Origin of the sequence: Bacillus altaicus, assembly GCF_042136375.2 — a bacterium.
Classification (GTDB): Bacteria; Bacillota; Bacilli; order Bacillales; family Bacillaceae_G; genus Bacillus_A; species Bacillus_A cereus_U.
This window is the reverse complement of sequence record NZ_CM143394.1, coordinates 4252792-4271469: the sequence shown is the minus strand read 5'-3', so window position 1 is coordinate 4271469 and position 18678 is coordinate 4252792. Positions and strand designations below refer to the sequence as shown.

Below are 18678 nucleotides of genomic sequence, written 5' to 3'. Positions count from 1 at the left end.
CTGTGAAATCTCTCAAGATCCATAATAACGTCTGGATATAACGCCAAAGCCTACTACTTTCGGTTCGGTTTGGTGCTCAAAAGCCCATTCCATACTGTACAATTACTTGTTCACACCACCCACAAGCTCTCTGAAATTGCCCCAATATGTACTCTTCTTTATCATCGCATACATATAAATTTATTGTTAACTGAGCCCTTTTAATATGAAAGAACTAAAGTTTTATAACAAAATGTTTTGCTGATTATTATATCATATGGAGCAGCGTTTGCAAACTACATCAAAATAGTAAAGCTAATGAGGACCGAGAACAACCCAAGTACGATACCGGTAATACAAATCGGATACGTCCATTTGAATGAATATGTTTTATAAATACGTTCTTTCTTATCGATAGGTTCCTCTGCTTCTTCAATTAAAGATTCAATTTTTTTATTCGTACCAAATACTCTTTGGAATGCGTAAATTGTTACGTTAAAAAATCCATTTTGAAATATGAATAAAAAACCACCTATAAGAATAAAAAACAATGCAATATAGAATGAGATGTTGACAAAATTCAACAAAAATTGAGATGAAACGAGGAATGCGCCCACACTAGAAGCGATTATCGCAACCAAAAATAGTATACAAGTATGAAAAAAAACTTTATTCAAAATATTCCCCTCCGTCAAAATATTACTAGAATTATTATACTATAAAAGCTATAATAAGTAATATAAATAATTTTTTGAAAATTATACGCAATTAAAGCGCTAATTTCAAGATGATGGTAGCAATGTTAACGTATTCCTTTACAAAAAAAATAAAATATAAATATTTTATTAAAAATTTTAACAAAAAAATAAAAAACTATATTCACAATCGTCTAATTATATGTATAATGAAAATTGTAGAAACTTGGAGATTATTCTTTCAATTCTAATTTTCTACAAGTGAGGGTACAGGAAGTGCAATTAGGGGAGGCAACACAACATGAAGAAAAAGATACCGTTATTACTTGCATCAACTTTAACTGCAAGTATGTTGCTTGGCGCGTGTAGCTACCAGAAAGAGGACGCTAAAGCAAAAGGAAAAGAAAATACTACTAGTAGTAGTAACGGAAAACAGATTCTTAATTTAACAGAGTTATCTGAAATTCCATCAATGGATGCATCGTTAGCATCAGATTCTGCATCTTCAACAGCATTAAATAATACGATGGAAGGTTTATATCGTACTGGCAAAGATCAGAAGAGAATGCCTGGGATTGCTGAAGATGTCCAAAAGCTAGATGATGGGAAGAAATACATATTTAAATTAAGAAAAGATGCGAAATGGTCGAATGGGGAACCTGTAACAGCGAAAGACTTTGTATATTCATGGAAAAGAGCAGTAAATCCAGATACAAAAGCGACGTATTCGTACATTATGTTCGATATTAAAAATGCAGAAAAAATTCATAAAAAAGAATTACCTGCTGACCAATTAGGTGTAAAAGCGATTGATGATTATACATTAGAAGTGGAATTAGACAATCCCGTTCCTTACTTTATTGATTTAACGGTTTATCCGGTGTTTTACCCACTAAATGAGAACTTTGTGAAATCACAGGGTGATAAGTTTGGTTTAGAGGCAAATACAACATTATATAACGGGCCATTCGTTATGAGTGATTGGAAACATGAACAAAGCTTCCAATTTAAGAAGAATCCATCATATTGGGATAACAAGACGGTTAAAATCGAAGAAATAAATTTCAATATTGTGAAAAACACATCGACTGATGTAAATTTATATGAGACAAATGCGATTGATCGTGCGGCTCTAACATCGGAATTTGTTGATAAATTTAGACAAACTCCAGAGTTCCAAACACGACAAGAAGCAGGAGTTGCCTACTTAAGATTTAATCAAAATAATAAGTATTTGAGTAATAAAAACTTAAGAAAAGCAATTTCAATGTCCTTTGACCGTGATAACATTGCAAAAGTTATTTTAAACAACGGCGCAATTGGTGCTTACGGATTTGTTGGAAAAGATTTCGCTGAAGGTCCGAATAAAAAAGACTTCCGTGCTGAAAATGGAAAGCTAGTTGAAACGGATTCAAAAGAAGCGAAAAAACTTTGGGAAACAGCGAAGAAAGAGCTTGGCACTGATAAAATCGAATTAGAATTCTTAAGCTTCGATAATGAAGATGCGAAAAAAATTGGCGAATTCTTAAAAGGTGAGATGGAAAAGAACTTACCTGGCTTATCGATCAAAATTAAACAGCAGCCATTCGCACAAAAAAATAAGTTAGAAGACTCTCAGGAATATGATATGGCGTTTGGTGTTTGGGGTCCAGATTTCCCAGATCCAGTCTCATATTTAGATATGTTTGTTACGAATGGTTCACAAAACAAAACGGGATATTCTAATCCGAAATATGATGAACTAATTCTAAAAGCAAAAACAGATACAAAAGATTTACAGGCTCGCTGGAACAACCTTTTAGAGGTAGAGAAGATGTTAATTAAAGAGGATGCAGTTATTGCTCCAGTCTATCAAAAAGGTTCAGCGTATGTAGTAAAAGGTGCTGTAAAAGATATTATCCCGATTAACTACGGTGGTAAATTAACTTACAAATGGGCATCTGTTGAACAAAAATAATCTTTTTTCCATCGTTTACAAGGGTATATGCCTATGATGGGCATGTGCTCTTATTTTAAAAAAATAAAAGTAAGAATATTTCAAACTATCTTATTGCTTTTGAGAAAAACGGGGAGGTGCTTGACTATGGGACGTTACGTATTAAAACGTTTCGTGTACATGGCTTTGACATTATTTTTAATTACTACACTGACTTTCTTCTTGATGAAATTACTTCCGGGTTCTCCGCTGAAAAACCAGGAGAAGTTATCACCGGCACAAAAAGAAATCATTCTTGAAAAATATGGTTTAAATGATCCAGTACCAGTTCAATATGCACGTTACTTAGGTAACTTAGCAAAAGGTGATTTAGGGGTATCATTCCAGTATGATAACCGCCCAGTAACAGATATGATTGTGGATCGTATTGGACCATCAGCACAACTTGGTTTACAAGCGATTATATTAGGAACATTTATCGGGTTAATTTTAGGAATCGTTGCGGCACTTCGGAACAATACGTGGGTCGATTATGGGGCGACAATTATTTCCGTACTCGGGATGTCGGTACCATCATTCGTATTCGCCGCACTACTACAATATTTTGTAGGGGTAAAACTTGGTTGGTTCCCAGTAGCATTCTGGAAGGGACCGGAGTTTACAGTAATGCCTACAATTGCTTTATCGATGGCAGTTATCGCAACAATCGCACGTTTCGCTCGTGCAGAGTTAATTGAGGTTATGCAAGCTGACTACATTTTAACAGCGAAAGCGAAAGGAATTAGCCAAGGCGTTATCATTATCAAGCACGCACTTCGTAACGCATTAATTCCAGTTGTAACAATTTTAGGACCGATGGTTGCAGGATTAATTACAGGGACACTAGTTATTGAGCAAATTTACGCTGTACCTGGACTTGGGGAACAATTCGTTAAATCGATTACAGTGAATGACTATACAGTTATTATGGGAACTACAATTTTCTATAGTGCGATCTTCATCTTAGTTATTTTCATTGTCGATATTTTATACGGAATTATTGATCCTCGTATTCGTTTAGCGGGAGGGAAAAAATGATGAAAGATGTACAAAAATTATCTCCAGATTTATTTCAACAAGCCAATCAGAGTAATGTTGATAATGAAGTCATTGCCCGTCCAAGCTTAACGTTTTGGCAAGATGTAAGAAGACGTTTGTTCCAACATAAAGGTGCCATGTTTGGTTTCGTATTATTAATGCTTATTGTACTACTAGCAGTTATAGGACCAATGATAAGTAAGCATTCTTATAAAGAGCAGGATTTAGGTCGTGCGAAAATGCCACCGAAAATTCCAGTGATTGAAAATGTTCATTGGTTACCATTTGACGGTACTGATCAATATGGTGTTGACCAATATGAAAAACGTGATATTAAAGAGTACTTCTGGTTTGGTACAGATGATCTTGGCCGTGATTTATGGACAAGAACTTGGGAAGGTACGCGCGTATCATTATATATCGCTCTATTAGCAGCAGCAATTGACTTAGTAATCGGGGTTGCATACGGAGGTATTTCAGCCTTCTACGGCGGCAGAGTAGATAATATTATGCAACGTATTATGGAGATTATTAACGGTATTCCATACTTAATCATCGTTATTTTAATGGTAATCATTATGGGATCAGGTATTTGGTCAATTACACTTGCGATGGCAATTACAGGTTGGATAGGGATGTCGCGTATCGTTCGTGGACAGATCCTAAAATTAAAAAACCAAGAATATGTATTAGCATCTCGTACATTAGGTGCAACAAATACACAGTTAATCGTGAAGCACTTAATTCCGAACGTAATGGGACCAATTATCGTAATGACAATGTTTACAATTCCAACGGCAGTATTTGGTGAAGCATTCTTAAGCTTCATCGGACTAGGCATTCAGCCACCATTCGCATCACTTGGTTCTCTTGTAAATGATGGTTATAAATCAATTCAAACGTATCCACATATGATGTTCATCCCAGCAGTTGTCATCAGTATGTTAATCTTAGCATTTAACTTAATTGCAGACGGATTACGCGACGCGTTAGATCCAAAAATGCGTAAGTAAAAGAGGGGAGAAGTAAAAATGAAAACATTGCTAGAGGTAAAAGATTTGCAAGTCTCCTTTGATACACATGCAGGTGAAGTACAAGCTGTACGCGGTGTTACTTTTGATTTAAAAAAAGGAGAGACATTAGCGATTGTAGGAGAATCTGGTTCTGGTAAATCAGTTACTTCTAAAGCGTTAATGGGATTAATTCCGAATCCTCCAGGACGTATTAAAAACGGTGAAATCATATTTGAAGGTCGTGACTTAACGAAACTAACAGAAAAAGAAATGCAGCAAGTACGCGGTAAAGATATTGCGATGATTTTCCAAGATCCAATGACATCATTAAATCCAACGATGACAATTGGTAATCAGATTATGGAAGGTCTTATTAAACACCAAGGGATGAGTAGAGCAGACGCACGTAAAGTTGCTGTAGAATTAATCGACCTTGTAGGTATTCCAAATCCAGAAGCACGCTTAAAACAATATCCTCACCAATTCTCAGGTGGTATGAGACAGCGTGTAGTTATTGCGATGGCGTTAGCTTGTAATCCAAAATTATTAATTGCCGATGAGCCGACAACAGCGCTAGACGTTACAATTCAGGCGCAAATTTTAGAACTTATGAAGGACATTCAGCAAAAAACAGAAGCAGCAATCATTTTCATTACGCATGACTTAGGTGTAGTGGCAAACGTTGCAGACCGAGTTGCGGTTATGTACGCTGGTAAAGTTGTTGAAATTGGAACTGTTGATGAAATTTTCTACAATCCAAAACATCCATACACATGGGGCTTAATCGCATCTATGCCAAGCTTAGATGGTTCAGAGGACGAGCTATATGCGATTCCAGGAACGCCTCCAGACTTATTGAAACCGCCAAAGGGTGATGCTTTTGCACCACGTAACCCGCAGGCGCTGAAAATTGATTTTGAAATGGAACCACCTTTATTTAAAATAAGTGACACACATTATGCGGCAACTTGGTTACTTCATGAGCAAGCGCCAGAAGTAAAACCACCAGCAGTTGTTGAAAAACGTATTCTTCAAATGAAAGCAGGTGAACAACATGACTAAACAACGTGAGAAATTAATTGAAGTGAAAAATGTGAAACAACACTTTGATGTGAGTGGTGGTGTTGTTAAAGCAGTTAATGATATTTCATTTGATATTTACCGCGGTGAAACATTTGGACTTGTAGGAGAATCTGGTTGTGGTAAGTCAACAACTGGAAGAACGATCATTCGTTTATACGATGCAACTGCCGGTGAAGTGTTGTTCGATGGTGAAAATGTACATGGGAAAAAATCACGCACAGAACTTAAGAAGTTCAACCGTAAAATGCAAATGATTTTCCAAGATCCATATGCATCATTAAATCCTCGTATGACAGTAGGGGATATTATCGCAGAAGGTATTGATATTCACGGACTAGCAAAAGGCAAAAAAGAGCGTATGGACCGTGTTCACGAGCTGTTAAATACAGTTGGTTTAAATAAAGAGCACGCGAACCGTTTCCCGCATGAATTCTCAGGCGGACAACGTCAACGTATCGGTATCGCTCGTGCGCTAGCTGTAGAACCTGAATTTATCATTGCTGATGAACCAATCTCAGCACTTGACGTATCGATTCAGGCGCAAGTTGTAAACTTACTGAAACAGTTACAAAGAGAAAAAGGTTTAACATACTTATTCATCGCCCATGATTTATCGATGGTAAAATACATTAGTGATCGCATTGGTGTAATGTACCGTGGTCAAATCGTTGAGCTGACAACAAGTGAAGAGTTATATGCGAATCCAATGCATCCATATACAAAATCACTACTATCAGCAATTCCACTTCCAGATCCAGATTATGAGCGCAATCGTAAACGTATCGTATACGACCCATCGCAGCATGATTATGGTAGTGAAGCACCAACAATGCGCGAAATTCGCCCAGGACATTTTGTATTATGTTCTGAAGCAGAGTATAAGAAATATAAAGAAATCTATCAATAATAAAGTAGAGCCATTCTTCTATTACAGAAGGATGGCTCTATTTTTTTATACTATTTAAACTTAATTTAGTATAAAGAGATTTTATCCAAGTTCTTTTTCTGTTTAAAGACAGCGAAGTAAGAGTTTCCAAGAATGAAGAAAAAGGCGACTGAAATCAGCCGCCTTTTTTCATTTAGAAACACTTTTATTTTATCGCGCTTGAACAGAAGCACTATCTTCTTGTTCATCAGGTTTAACAAGTGCATAATTTTCCCACGATCTACTTCTCCAGCGGAAGAACATAATAATTGCTCGCGTCCATTCGTCGATAGCAATCGCTAGCCAAATACCAACGAGCCCCATGTCTAAATGGAAGGCGAAAAAGTAACCGAGTGGTAAGCTCATTAACACCATGGAGAATGCGCCGATTAAAACAGGATATTTTGCATCGCCAGCTGCACGAAGTGAATTAATGATGACGATGTTCATCGTCCGTCCTGTTTCCAGTAGTACACTTAGTAAAAGAACGCTTGCCCCTAGAGAGATAATATGAGGGTTATCCGTAAATAGTCCCATTAATTGTGTGCGGAATGTAACAACGAGAATGACCATAAATAAAGTTACACCAATCGCCCATTGTACACTTTTCCATACGCGTGTGTAAGCTTCATCCTTTTCATTTCCGCCAACTAGGCGTCCAACGATAATAGCTGTTCCCATACCGATAGCAATGGCGAATAAATACGTGAACATGGAAATGTTAGTAGCGTATTGTCTAGCAGCTAACGATTCTGTTCCTAAGTATGTTGCATAATATAGGAAGACAATTTGGCAAGCTTGATACATGACTTGTTCGAATGCAGATGGAATGCCAATCTTCAAAATTTTGCCAACGTATTCTTTTGATAAAGTGAAGTAATATTGTAATTTCACACGGTATTCCATAACGCGATACAGTAACCAGAAGAAAACGATAAGTGCGATTAACCGGCTGACAGCGGAAGAAATCGCGGCCCCTTGCACACCAAGTTCAGGGAAACCGAATTTCCCGAAAATAAGTACGTAGTTTCCGGCGATATGAATAATATTCATTCCAAGCGAAACAAACATTGCTTGCTTTGTAAAGCCGTGAACGCGGATAATTGCGGCTAATGAGTTAATAATAGCTTGAAGGAAAATAGCTCCTCCGACGATGGATAGATAGCTTTGTGCATACGTTAATACATCGCCTTGTAAGTTCATTGCCATCATCATATGTTTTGAGAATAAAAGAAAACCGGCGCTTATAATGAGTCCGACCACTAAATTTAATGTGACGGCTAATGCTGATATTTTTGATGCTTCCATAAAGCGTTTAGAACCGAGGTATTGGGATACAACGATAGCTGCACCATTCCCGATGACTTCTAGTACTAAAATCGCGATATGAAGGTATTGATTCGCTGCACCAACCCCAGATACAGCATCGTCTGATAATGCACTTAACATGAAAGTATCAGCGATCCCCATCAGCATAAAAAGAAAAACTTCTAGAAAAATAGGCCATGTTAATAAGAATAAACTTAATTTCTCTGTTGGCCCGTTTTTTGAGTGAATTGCTGTCATGTCCGTCCCCTCTTTACCGATATCTATTTTTAGCAAAGTGTATCGTAACACACTTTCATATCCTTTGCACTTATTTTAGCCTACATATTTTCAATATGAATAAACCTTCATTTTATGACAGAAAAGGAAGAATAATTATACGTAAGATATTATAGGATATAAAATTTGTTTTTCTCTGATAATTTAGAAAAGTATAAAATTTAATATTTTTAACACTTTAGTTCAATAAAAACGCAGTTTGAAACGTTTACAAATACACGAATTGTTAACAGAAAATTTTAATAAAATAGAAATATAAATATACAAAGAATATATTTGTGTGTATAATATGAATTATTAGAACATATATAAATTTCTTTCTGTTTGAAAATGAAAGGGCTAACATTTTTTTGGAGGGTGAAAGTATGAAAAAAAAGATACCAGTTTTTGTAGCATCAACAGTAGCAATGAGCATGATTTTAGGGGCATGTGGCTACCAAAAAGATGAACCGCAAGCGAACGCAAAAGGGGATAGCGGGAAAAGTGGTGCGAAGCAAGTTATTAACTTAATTGAAACACAAGAAATTCCAACGATGGACCCAGCGTTATCAGCTGATGCAGTTTCTTCAAAAGTAATGAACAATACGATGGAAGGTCTATACCGCCTTGGGAAAGATGATAAATTAGTTCCAGGTGTAGCGAAAGAATTCCAAAAGTCAGAAGACGGTAAAAAGTATACATTCAAATTACGTGAAGATGCAAAATGGTCAAATGGTGACCCTGTAACGGCGAAAGATTTCGTGTATGCATGGCAAAGAGCAATTAATCCAGATACAGCTGCGAAATCGGCGTACATTATGTACGATATAAAAAATGCTGAGAAAATTAATAAAAAAGAGATGAGTCCAGACCAATTAGGCGTGAAAGCAATTGATGATCATACATTAGAAGTAGAATTAGATAATTCTATTCCATATCTTGTTGATTTAATGGTCTATCCGATCTTCTATCCTGTTAATGAAAAGTATGTGAAAGAGCAAGGGACGAAGTTTGGTTTAGAAGCAAATACAACACTTTATAACGGTCCATTTACATTAAGTGATTGGCAACATGAACGTAGCTTCAAAATGACAAAGAGCGCATCATATTGGGACAATAAAGAAGTGAAGCTTGAGGAAGTAAACTTTAATATTGTAAAAGATACGTCTACACCAATTAATTTATATGAAACAAACGCAGTTGATCGAGCAACGTTATTAGCAGAGTTCATCGATAAATATAAAGGAAAACCAGATTTCAAAACGGTAGAAGATACATCTGTATTCTTCCTTCGCTTAAATCAAAAAGACCCAGCTTTAGCAAATAAAAATATTCGTAAAGCAATTTCACTTGGTTTTGACCGTAAACCATTCGTTGATACATTATTAAATAACGGTTCTAAGCCAGCGACGGGATTAATTCCTGATAATTTCATTAAAGGACCGGATAAACAAGACTTCCGTGCTGAAAATGGAGATATTATAAAACCAAATGTAAAAGAAGCGAAAAAGTATTGGGAAACTGGTAAAAAAGAGCTTGGTAAAAACGAAATTGAATTAGAGCTATTAAATGAAGATGTTGAATTATCGAAGAAAACTGGTGAATATTTAAAAGGTGAATTAGAAAAGAATTTACCAGGATTAACAGTGAAAATTAAACAACAACCATTCGCGCAAAAACTAAAATTAGAAGATGCTGGCGATTATGTAATGTCATTCTCTGGATGGAGTGCAGACTTCCCGGATCCAGTTACATATCTTGATATGTTTGTAACTGACGGATCTCAAAATAAAATGAAGTATTCTAATCCGAAGTACGATGAGATTATTATGAAAGCGAAAAAAGACGGAAGCGACGTAAATGCTCGCTGGAAAAACTTATTAGAAGCAGAAAAAATGTTACTTGATGACGCTGCGATTGTTCCAGTATATCAACGTGGTAGAGCATATTTACAAAGAGAAACAATTAAAGATATGTACAACCATAAATACGGCGGGGAAGTAAGCTTCAAATGGGCATCAGTAGAGAAATAACAAAAAAAGCAGGTGATTACCTGCTTTTTTTAGTACGTACGTTTTTTATAAATGCCTTTTCCACCAACTTGGTTCCAGCCAGATTGTACATCTAAACTTTTGTTAACAAACTTCATTTTTTCTTTCCCACCAAAGAGTTTTTCACCGATGCTATTTGTAATGACACCAATCAATGCTGTTATTCCGATGATGAGGGTAGCAACAATGATAAAATCAGTAAAGAAAGCGATCATATGCAAATTCCCCCTTTGCCTGTCTGTATTTTTATTGTATGAGATAAATGGCAAAAAAGAAAGAAATGTCAGAAAAATATTCGATTTACTTTAGAAAGCATATAGACATGAGCGGGGAGATTTGTTAAAATAAGAACAGATGTTCTTTTTGTTTCTAATCTTTAGAGTCTTACATTTCTCAATTGTTTTGTCGGGAAAAGGTAAGAAAACGCTCTCTTTCTAATGGGGAAGATTATGAAACTGTAATTGTATATCAAGTGAAAATTATTGTAGAAAGCAAGTATCAAAAGGGTTGAAGAGCGTTGTTAAAGGACAGTTTTAATGAGTGTAATCATGTTGCATAGCAGTGGAGTACACGGAGAATTTTTCTCAACTAGCAGTAAATTAACTGTATATTTCTTGCAAAAACTATTGTATAATGATTATAGAAGTTACTTATTAAAAGTAATTGTTGTTGCTTACATGAATTGCGATTTTTTACTTTGCTATAAGACAAGTTATCGCAAAAAATTGCGGAAGTTAGAAATTTAAACTGTAATTAGTACAGAATTTGTACTCTTTAAGGAGAGTGAGCTTTGTATGGTAACATTATATAGTTCTCCAAGCTGTACGTCTTGTAGAAAGGCGAAATTATGGCTAGAGGAAAATCATATTCCTTATACAGAACGTAATATTTTCTCAGATCCATTAACGATTGATGAGATCAAAGAGATTTTACGTATGACAGAAAGCGGAACGGATGAGATTATTTCTACTCGTTCAAAAGTTTTCCAAGAATTGAATGTGAACTTAGAGTCTTTACCACTTCAAGATTTATATAAGATGATTCGTGACTATCCAGGTATTTTACGTCGTCCAATTATGATTGACGAAAAACGCCTTCAAGTAGGTTACAACGAAGACGAAATCCGTCGTTTCTTACCACGTACAGTAAGAACGTTCCAATTACGTGAAGCACAGCGTCTTGTAAATTAATTATAATAATATGAAAACCTTCTACCTATTATAGAGTAGAAGGTTTTTTTTTACTGTTTAACATTACGTAATCGCACTTGTTGAACGATAAAGCCTATGCATAAAATCGTGAAAATGAACAAATAAGGGATACTTGCGGTAAAACTAGGATTATGATGAAAAAACGTTGCAAGTCTGTCTTCATGTGTAATCATTTTTCCTGCTGTATAGGCGAGAACTGCTGCTCCGCAATAAATGAGAAATGGAAAGCGTTCCATGAGTATTAAAATAAGTTTGCTTCCCCAAATGATAATCGGGATAGAAATGAATAAACCGATAATTACGAGTGAAAGTCTTCCGTGAGCTGCTCCTGCAATGGCAATAACATTGTCAAACCCCATAACGAGATCCGCGAATACAATTGTACGCACAGCTTGGAATAAAGTTGTTTTTCCTTTGATAGAAGAAAGATCGTTGTTATTATCAGTGAGTAAATTGACCGCAATTAATGTGAGTAAAATTCCGCCGGTGAGTTGTAAAAATGGGATATCAAGTAAATAGACAGCTAGTATTGTGAGGAGAATTCGTAGCACAATTGCTAACATAGTACCAATCAAAATGGCTTTATTTCGTTTTGCTTCAGGTAAATTTCGGCTAGCTAGTGCGATGACAATTGCGTTATCGCCACCTAGTACAACATCGATACCGACAATCATTAGTACAGATGTTAAAAACTCTAAGTCCATTCGTCTGCCTCCATTTATGATGTTTTAATAAGCGAAATATATGTATGTGGTGAAGAAAGTTTGTCTAGTTTTGATCCCGCGCCCCCGGGGACAAAATAATCACCTCTAATAGAAGTTTCACTTTATTACAGTGTACGGGGGAATACGGGAATGTATGTCCGAATTTTTTGTGAACAGTGAATTGGTATAATGGTATATTTATCCCGATTGGTGCGAGCTAATCATCAGTGGAGGATGAAAAAAATACTGATTAACGTTTCACTTTATGTAAACGGTCGAATACAGATAGGTATATAACTATTTTTGTAAAATAAATCGATTTTATTTCCATTCTGGAGAATCTTATCATAAAATGAGAGTACAAGAATCTATTGTTTTGTCATATGAGTGGGGAATCCCTTCATAACAATTCCAAGCAGGAAGGGAGAGTTGTATTTTGGATATTGAAAGAATTAATGACCATACGATGAAATTTTTTATTACGTACATTGATATAGAGGACAGAGGGTTTAACCGTGAAGAAATTTGGTATGATCGCGAACGAAGTGAAGAGCTCTTTTGGGAGATGATGGACGAAGCTCGTGATCATGATGATTTCTTTGTCGATGGACCGTTATGGATTCAAGTGCAAGCAGTCGATAAGGGGATTGAAGTACTTGTAACGAAAGCGGAGCTTTCAAAGGATGGACAAAAGCTGGAACTACCAATAGGTGTGGATAAAATTATAGACATTCCTCTAGATGAAGGCATCGAATCATTATTCCAGCAAGAATTAGTGGAAGAGGTAGAAGAACAAGTAGGAACAAGCTTTAATGAAGATGGTACGTTTGGCTTTTTAATTAAGTTTAATGATTTTGAAGATGTCATTTCATTAAGTCATCGTCTTATCTTTGAAGATATAAAAGATGAATTGCATTCATTTGAGGACCGCTATTATGTATATGTGGAATTTGATGAAGTGCTACATGATGAAGAAGAGATTGATCGTATTTTAAGTATTGTTTTAGAATATGGAGAAGAATCTACTTTAACGATTCACCGTGTAAGTGAGTATGGGAAACAGGTTGTGAAAGAGCGTGCGCTTGAGACAATTCGCAACAATTTCCCTCCTAAAATGTAGGCCGATTTCTATAGTATGAAATCGGCTTTTTTTATGAAGAATAGGAAGGCTTTCTTATTTAGGGGGTAAGAGATGAAAAATACACTAAAACTACTTTTCTTTTTTCTACTACTGTTCGCATTATTTGTTTCATTACGCATGTTTATTGATGTAGCATTTTATTCGGATGTCATGGGGATAAAGGATTTTTCTATTTTAGGTATTATTAGTATTTTATTTACGGTTTCCGCATTTTTAATTGGATGTGTTATTTTCTTAGAAAACCGCCATCCGTCAAAAACACTTACGTGGTTAATCGTACTAGGTATTTTTCCAGTGTTCGGTTTCTTTGCTTATCTTTTATTTGGACAAAACTTTCGCAGAAAAAGAATGTTCCAAAAGAAGGCATTACTCGATGAACAGGCGTTTTTACAATATAAGGGACACGAAGATTACGAAGAACGGATTTTACGAAATCATAAGCATCAAGAATTGTTATTTCGTTTAGCCGATCGATTGGGTGCTTTAAATATTTCATTTCAAACTGAAACGAGGACATTAACAAATGGAGACGAAACGTTTCAGGCAATTTTAGATGGGTTAAATCGGGCGAAACACCACATTCATATGGAGTATTACATTGTGCGTGATGACAAGCTCGGTACAGAAATTAAAGATATTTTAATAAAAAAATCAAAAGAAGGCGTTGTCGTTCGTTTTTTATACGACGCGGTTGGAAGCTTTAAATTATCAAATTCGTATATTGAAGAATTGAATGATGCAGGAGTAGAAATGATTCCATTTTTCCCTGTGCGTTTTCCGATTTTAAACGATAAAATTAATTATCGAAACCACCGGAAAATCGTTATTATAGATGGAAATGAAGGGTTTGTAGGTGGATTAAATATTGGTGATGAGTATTTAGGGAAGGATAAATATTTCGGTTTTTGGCGAGACACGCATTTATATTTACGCGGTGAAGCAGTTCAAAGTTTACAGCTGATTTTCCTTCAAGACTGGTTTTATATGACTGGTGAGGCGGTATTAGCACCTGAATATTTACAAGTGGAAGCAGTTGAGGGTGATCATTGGGGCGGAGTCCAACTTGTTGGAGGTGGACCAGATAATAAATGGGAAACAATTAAACATTTATATTTTGCAATGATTGCTTCAGCTAGGAAATCGATTTGGATCGCAACACCATACTTTATTCCAGATGATGATATTTTATCTGCATTAAAAGTAGCTGCACTTGCTGGTATTGATGTTCGTTTGTTAATGCCAAGTAAGCCAGATAAGCGGACTGTCTTTTATGCATCAAGATCGTACTTTCCGGAGTTATTAGATGCAGGAGTAAAAATATATGAATATGAAAAAGGTTTTCTTCATAGTAAAGTCGTTATCGTGGATTCTGATCTCGCATCAATTGGGACAGCTAATATGGATATGAGAAGTTTTCATTTAAACTTTGAAGTAAATGCCTTTTTGTATGATACAGATAGCATTCGAAAGCTCGTTCAAGATTTTAAAGACGATTTAGAAGAATCAAGTGAAATTCATGTTGACCGATTTCATAAGAGACGTCTTCATAGGCGGATTGTTGAATCGACGTATCGGTTATTATCACCTTTATTATAGAAAGAGATGTCCTAATTTAGGACATCTCTTTTTTTGAGAGGAATTTGTAGTAAATTGTAGAATACAAGGAGTTGAAAGGGTGTGATTGTGATGTTTATTGCAAGGAGAGAAAACGGAGAAAAGATTCATCTATTATATAACCGGGATGAAGAGCGTTTACGCGAAATGCGTAAACGAGAAAAATTCTTTTGTACAGCTTGCGGAAAAGAAGTGCAAATGAAATTAGGAAAACAGAAGAGCTGGCATTTTGCTCATAAGAAAGTGGATTCATGTCTTACCTTTTATGAAGCAGAATCTATGTATCATATGCACGGTAAAGAATTGTTATATAGATGGTTAAAACGTCAAGATTTTCATGTAGATATAGAGCATTATCTGCCGGTAATCCAGCAACGGCCAGATGTTTACGTAGAGAGAGCGGATAGAAAAATTGCGATTGAATATCAATGTGCAAATCTCTCCGTAGAGCAGCTTTATAAGCGAACATATTCGTATTGGCAAGCTAGTATACAAATCATCTGGATAATCGGTGGAAATCAGTTGAAAAAGCAATCCGCCTATTGGATGACATTCTCCGCCCTTATGGCGTTCTCCTTACAACCTTATCCTCAGCCATTTCTTATTTTCTTTTGTCCGAAACAAAAATCGTTTATGAAATGCGCATTTATCACTCCGTTTTCTACAAATGTTTCTTTCTCACATACTATTTGTTTACCAACCGATACGACTACCGTTGACATGCTCTTTTCTCCCGTTCCTTTCCGGAAAGAGGTATTAGGACAAGAATGGAAGAAAAAAAAGAACCATTTTCGGCAAAACGCTCTATCTATCTGGAATTATAATCATAAGTCACTACTCCGCCTCTTATATCAATATAAGTGTACCCCAGCGAGTTTTCCTTCTGAAATTGGTGTTCCGCTCCCATCCGCGTTTGCTTTTCAAACAAATCCATTTATATGGCAAGCTTCTCTTTATATGAAGTGTATAGGTATGCTTAAGGTAGGGGAGTATATTTCTCTGCAATACGTATGTAACTATGTAGCAAAGTATACGAAGAGGCGTCTACTTCCGTATTTTGCACAACATATATGGAAGGTAGCAGTTGCGGAGTATATGACATTTTTATGTTATGTAGGTGTATTAATAAAAATAGGTATTAATAAGTATCGGAAAATAAGAGATATTGTATTGGTAAAAACAGAGGAAGAAATTATGAAATATGATGCAATTTGCTTAGCGCATGCACTATCTCTATTTGAGACAAAGTACAACATGAGAGAGGGAAAAGGGGATATAATAAAGACTGATCGTGAAGGAATTACATAAGAAAAATCGAATTGTACTTAAGTAGAGATATTATAAGGAGGGCTTAAAGAATGGCTGAACAAAATACAGTAAAATCATTACCAAATCGCAATGAGATTGAAGAAGCAAACACATGGCGATTAGAAGATATTTTCCAAACAGATGCAGAATGGGACAAAGAATTCCAAGCTATTAAAGAGCTATTGCCAAAGTTAACTGAATTTAAAGGGAAGCTTGGCGACTCTGCAGACAATTTGCTTGAGGCATTGCAATATGAAGATGAAATTTCAATGCGATTAGGTAAGCTATATACATATGCACATATGCGTTACGATCAAGATACAACAAACTCTGTGTATCAAGCATTAAATGATCGCGCAACAAATTTATACTCACAAGTATCTAGTAGCACAGCTTATATCGTACCTGAAATTTTATCTATTTCAGAAGATACATTGCAAACTTTCTTACAAGAAAATCGAGAACTAAGTGTATATGAGCATGCATTAGAAGAAATTACACGTCAACGCCCGCACGTATTATCTGAGGCAGAAGAAGCGTTATTAGCAGAAGCATCTGAAGTGATGAGTGCATCAAGTAATACATTCGGTATGTTGAATAATGCGGATTTGAAATTCCCATCTATTAAAGGTGAGGATGGAGAAGAGGTAGAAATAACACATGGTCGTTACATTCAATTTTTAGAAAGTGATGATCGTCGTGTACGCGAAGATGCATTCAAAGCTGTACATGAAACATACGGGAAATATAAGAACACATTTGCAAGTACGCTAAGCGGGGCTGTGAAACGTAATAATTTCAATGCGCGCGTTCGTAAATACGATTCTGCACGTCAAGCTGCATTAAGTAATAATAATATTCCTGAGGCGGTGTATGATCAACTTATTGAATCGGTAAATGATAATTTACACTTACTACATCGATACATTGATATTCGTAAGCGTGCTCTAGGTCTTGATGAGCTTCATATGTACGATTTATATACACCACTTGTACCAGAAGTGAAAATGAATGTGAAGTATGAAGAAGCGCAAGAAATGTTATTGAAATCTTTAAATGTACTTGGTGATGAATATGTTGAAATTTTAAAAGAAGCATATGAAAATCGCTGGGTAGATGTATATGAGAATAAAGGAAAACGAAGCGGAGCATATTCATCTGGTGCATACGGAACAAATCCGTATATTTTAATGAATTGGCATGATAATGTAAATAATTTATTTACACTTGCTCATGAGTTTGGTCATTCAGTGCATAGTTACTATACAAGGAAGACACAACCGCACGTATATGGTGATTATTCAATCTTCGTTGCAGAAGTAGCATCAACTTGTAATGAAGCGCTTCTAAATGATTACTTATTGAAGAAGACAGAAGATAAGAAAGAGCGTCTATATTTATTAAATCACTATTTAGAAGGATTCCGTGGTACTGTATTCCGTCAAACAATGTTTGCAGAGTTCGAGCATATCATTCATAAAAAAGTACAAGAAGGACATGCGGCTACGCCAGATATGTTAACGGAGATTTACTACGATTTAAATAAGAAATATTTTGGGGACGCTTTAGTAATCGATAAAGAAATCGGTTTAGAGTGGTCTCGTATTCCGCACTTCTATTACAACTATTATGTATATCAATACGCAACAGGATTTAGTGCGGCGACAGCTTTATCAAAACAAATTTTAGAAGAGGGACAACCAGCAGTAGAACGTTACATTAACGAATTCTTAAAAGCTGGAAGCTCTGATTATCCAATTGAAGTGTTGAAAAAAGCAGGAGTAGATATGGCATCGCCAGAACCTGTAAAAGAAGCATTACAAGTATTTGAAGAGAAGTTAAATGAATTAGAAGCGCTATTGTTTGAAGAGAAATAATGAGAAAAGACGAGGGATTTTATCCTCGTCTTTTTTGTTTGAAACATTTTCTCAAAAGTACATCTTGTCGATATTTGTCGAATGATTAAGGTGATTTTTTTACTTTTTCTATATTGGAAGGGATTTTCACGACTTATTTTTGTAGTTAAAATCCTTTAAATCGTTTTCTATAGTTGAAATAAGAGACAGCGATGACGATAACTCCGAATAAAAGAGGGAAGGCAATAATTTTAGGAAAAGCTTGTAATAGAGAGAGGATATACAAGAAAAAAGAAACAATAACACATAGAAAGATAAGAAATATATGAGACTTTTTCATAAGGAAACCTCCTAAATTGCTTTTTTTATAGCTTATTCAAGAATGAAAACGTTTAGAATGTGACAAAAATGTGAAATTCGACAAAAGGGGTTGTCATTTGGCGTCGAATCTTGTAATATAATAAGCGTGAACGAATTCACATACAAACATATACCCCTTTG

Annotated in this window: 16 protein-coding genes and 1 other annotated feature (1 of these 17 only partly in view); of the genes, 11 read left to right on the top strand and 5 right to left on the bottom strand. The window is 35.7% G+C overall.

Annotated features, from left to right (window positions below; translation table 11 throughout):
* Positions 1–174: a binding site (T-box leader), on the bottom strand (it extends 44 nt beyond the left edge of the window).
* Positions 175–275: 101 nt separating this feature from the next.
* Entirely contained in the window at positions 276–656 is a 381-nt protein-coding gene (locus ACE38F_RS22100; protein ID WP_215555565.1) for a DUF3899 domain-containing protein, read from the bottom strand.
* A 319-nt stretch (positions 657–975) separates the two neighbouring features.
* Between ACE38F_RS22100 and ACE38F_RS22095 the strand changes: the two genes are divergently transcribed.
* The 5 genes from ACE38F_RS22095 to ACE38F_RS22075 all read left to right on the top strand — a co-directional run bounded on the left by ACE38F_RS22095 (position 976) and on the right by ACE38F_RS22075 (position 6690).
* Positions 976–2631, top strand: coding sequence for a peptide ABC transporter substrate-binding protein (locus ACE38F_RS22095; RefSeq protein WP_002140825.1), 1656 nt, complete (start codon positions 976–978; stop codon positions 2629–2631).
* Between the two features lie 126 nt (positions 2632–2757).
* Positions 2758–3687: an oligopeptide ABC transporter permease gene (gene opp3b, locus ACE38F_RS22090; protein ID WP_000534165.1), complete on the top strand. Its 930-nt coding sequence runs from the start codon at positions 2758–2760 to the stop codon at positions 3685–3687.
* Positions 3684–4700: an oligopeptide ABC transporter permease gene (gene opp3C / locus ACE38F_RS22085; protein ID WP_341307424.1), complete on the top strand. Its 1017-nt coding sequence runs from the start codon at positions 3684–3686 to the stop codon at positions 4698–4700. The genes opp3b and opp3C overlap by 4 nt, the downstream gene beginning before the upstream one ends.
* A gap of 18 nt (positions 4701–4718) precedes the next feature.
* The gene (locus ACE38F_RS22080; RefSeq protein WP_341307423.1) at positions 4719–5762 is read left to right on the top strand and encodes an ABC transporter ATP-binding protein; all 1044 of its coding nucleotides are present in this window, start codon (positions 4719–4721) and stop codon (positions 5760–5762) included.
* On the top strand, positions 5755–6690 hold the full coding sequence (locus tag ACE38F_RS22075) for an ABC transporter ATP-binding protein (RefSeq protein WP_215555569.1): 936 nt from the start codon (positions 5755–5757) through the stop codon (positions 6688–6690). The genes ACE38F_RS22080 and ACE38F_RS22075 overlap by 8 nt, the downstream gene beginning before the upstream one ends.
* Before the next feature lie 189 nt (positions 6691–6879).
* Here ACE38F_RS22075 and ACE38F_RS22070 read toward each other — a convergent pair whose 3' ends face one another.
* Positions 6880–8325, bottom strand: a complete 1446-nt coding sequence (locus tag ACE38F_RS22070) for an MATE family efflux transporter (RefSeq protein WP_375369916.1) — start codon at positions 8323–8325, stop codon at positions 6880–6882.
* A gap of 353 nt (positions 8326–8678) precedes the next feature.
* Here ACE38F_RS22070 and ACE38F_RS22065 point away from each other — a divergent pair, with 353 nt between their 5' ends.
* Entirely contained in the window at positions 8679–10325 is a 1647-nt protein-coding gene (locus tag ACE38F_RS22065; RefSeq protein WP_341307421.1) for a peptide ABC transporter substrate-binding protein, read from the top strand.
* Positions 10326–10354: 29 nt separating this feature from the next.
* On the opposite strand, the gene ACE38F_RS22060 is transcribed toward ACE38F_RS22065, so the two are convergent.
* The gene (locus ACE38F_RS22060; protein WP_000559981.1) at positions 10355–10558 is read right to left on the bottom strand and encodes a hypothetical protein; all 204 of its coding nucleotides are present in this window, start codon (positions 10556–10558) and stop codon (positions 10355–10357) included.
* 579 nt (positions 10559–11137) lie between these two features.
* Here ACE38F_RS22060 and spx point away from each other — a divergent pair.
* On the top strand, positions 11138–11533 hold the full coding sequence (gene spx / locus ACE38F_RS22055; RefSeq protein WP_002011348.1) for a transcriptional regulator Spx: 396 nt from the start codon (positions 11138–11140) through the stop codon (positions 11531–11533).
* Positions 11534–11583: 50 nt separating this feature from the next.
* Here spx and ACE38F_RS22050 read toward each other — a convergent pair whose 3' ends face one another.
* Positions 11584–12258, bottom strand: coding sequence for a TerC family protein (locus tag ACE38F_RS22050; RefSeq protein WP_215555572.1), 675 nt, complete (start codon positions 12256–12258; stop codon positions 11584–11586).
* Positions 12259–12694: 436 nt separating this feature from the next.
* On the opposite strand from ACE38F_RS22050, the gene mecA reads away from it, so the two are divergent.
* The 4 genes from mecA (at position 12695) to pepF (ending at position 18198) form a co-directional block, all read left to right on the top strand.
* On the top strand, positions 12695–13378 hold the full coding sequence (mecA, locus tag ACE38F_RS22045; RefSeq protein WP_002158885.1) for an adaptor protein MecA: 684 nt from the start codon (positions 12695–12697) through the stop codon (positions 13376–13378).
* 72 nt (positions 13379–13450) lie between these two features.
* Complete coding sequence (locus tag ACE38F_RS22040) at positions 13451–14995, top strand: cardiolipin synthase (RefSeq protein ID WP_215555574.1); 1545 nt, start codon at positions 13451–13453, stop codon at positions 14993–14995.
* Positions 14996–15085: 90 nt separating this feature from the next.
* On the top strand, positions 15086–16321 hold the full coding sequence (locus tag ACE38F_RS22035; protein WP_375369934.1) for a competence protein CoiA: 1236 nt from the start codon (positions 15086–15088) through the stop codon (positions 16319–16321).
* Between the two features lie 50 nt (positions 16322–16371).
* A complete protein-coding gene (gene pepF / locus ACE38F_RS22030) occupies positions 16372–18198 on the top strand; it encodes an oligoendopeptidase F (protein WP_375369915.1) in 1827 nt (608 codons plus the stop codon).
* 145 nt (positions 18199–18343) lie between these two features.
* Here the strand turns inward: pepF and ACE38F_RS22025 are convergent, their stop codons facing one another.
* Positions 18344–18517 carry a hypothetical protein gene (locus ACE38F_RS22025; RefSeq protein WP_000748141.1) on the bottom strand — a complete coding sequence of 58 codons (174 nt, stop codon included), beginning with the start codon at positions 18515–18517 and terminating at the stop codon, positions 18344–18346.
* Between the last annotated feature and the right edge of the window lie 161 nt (positions 18518–18678).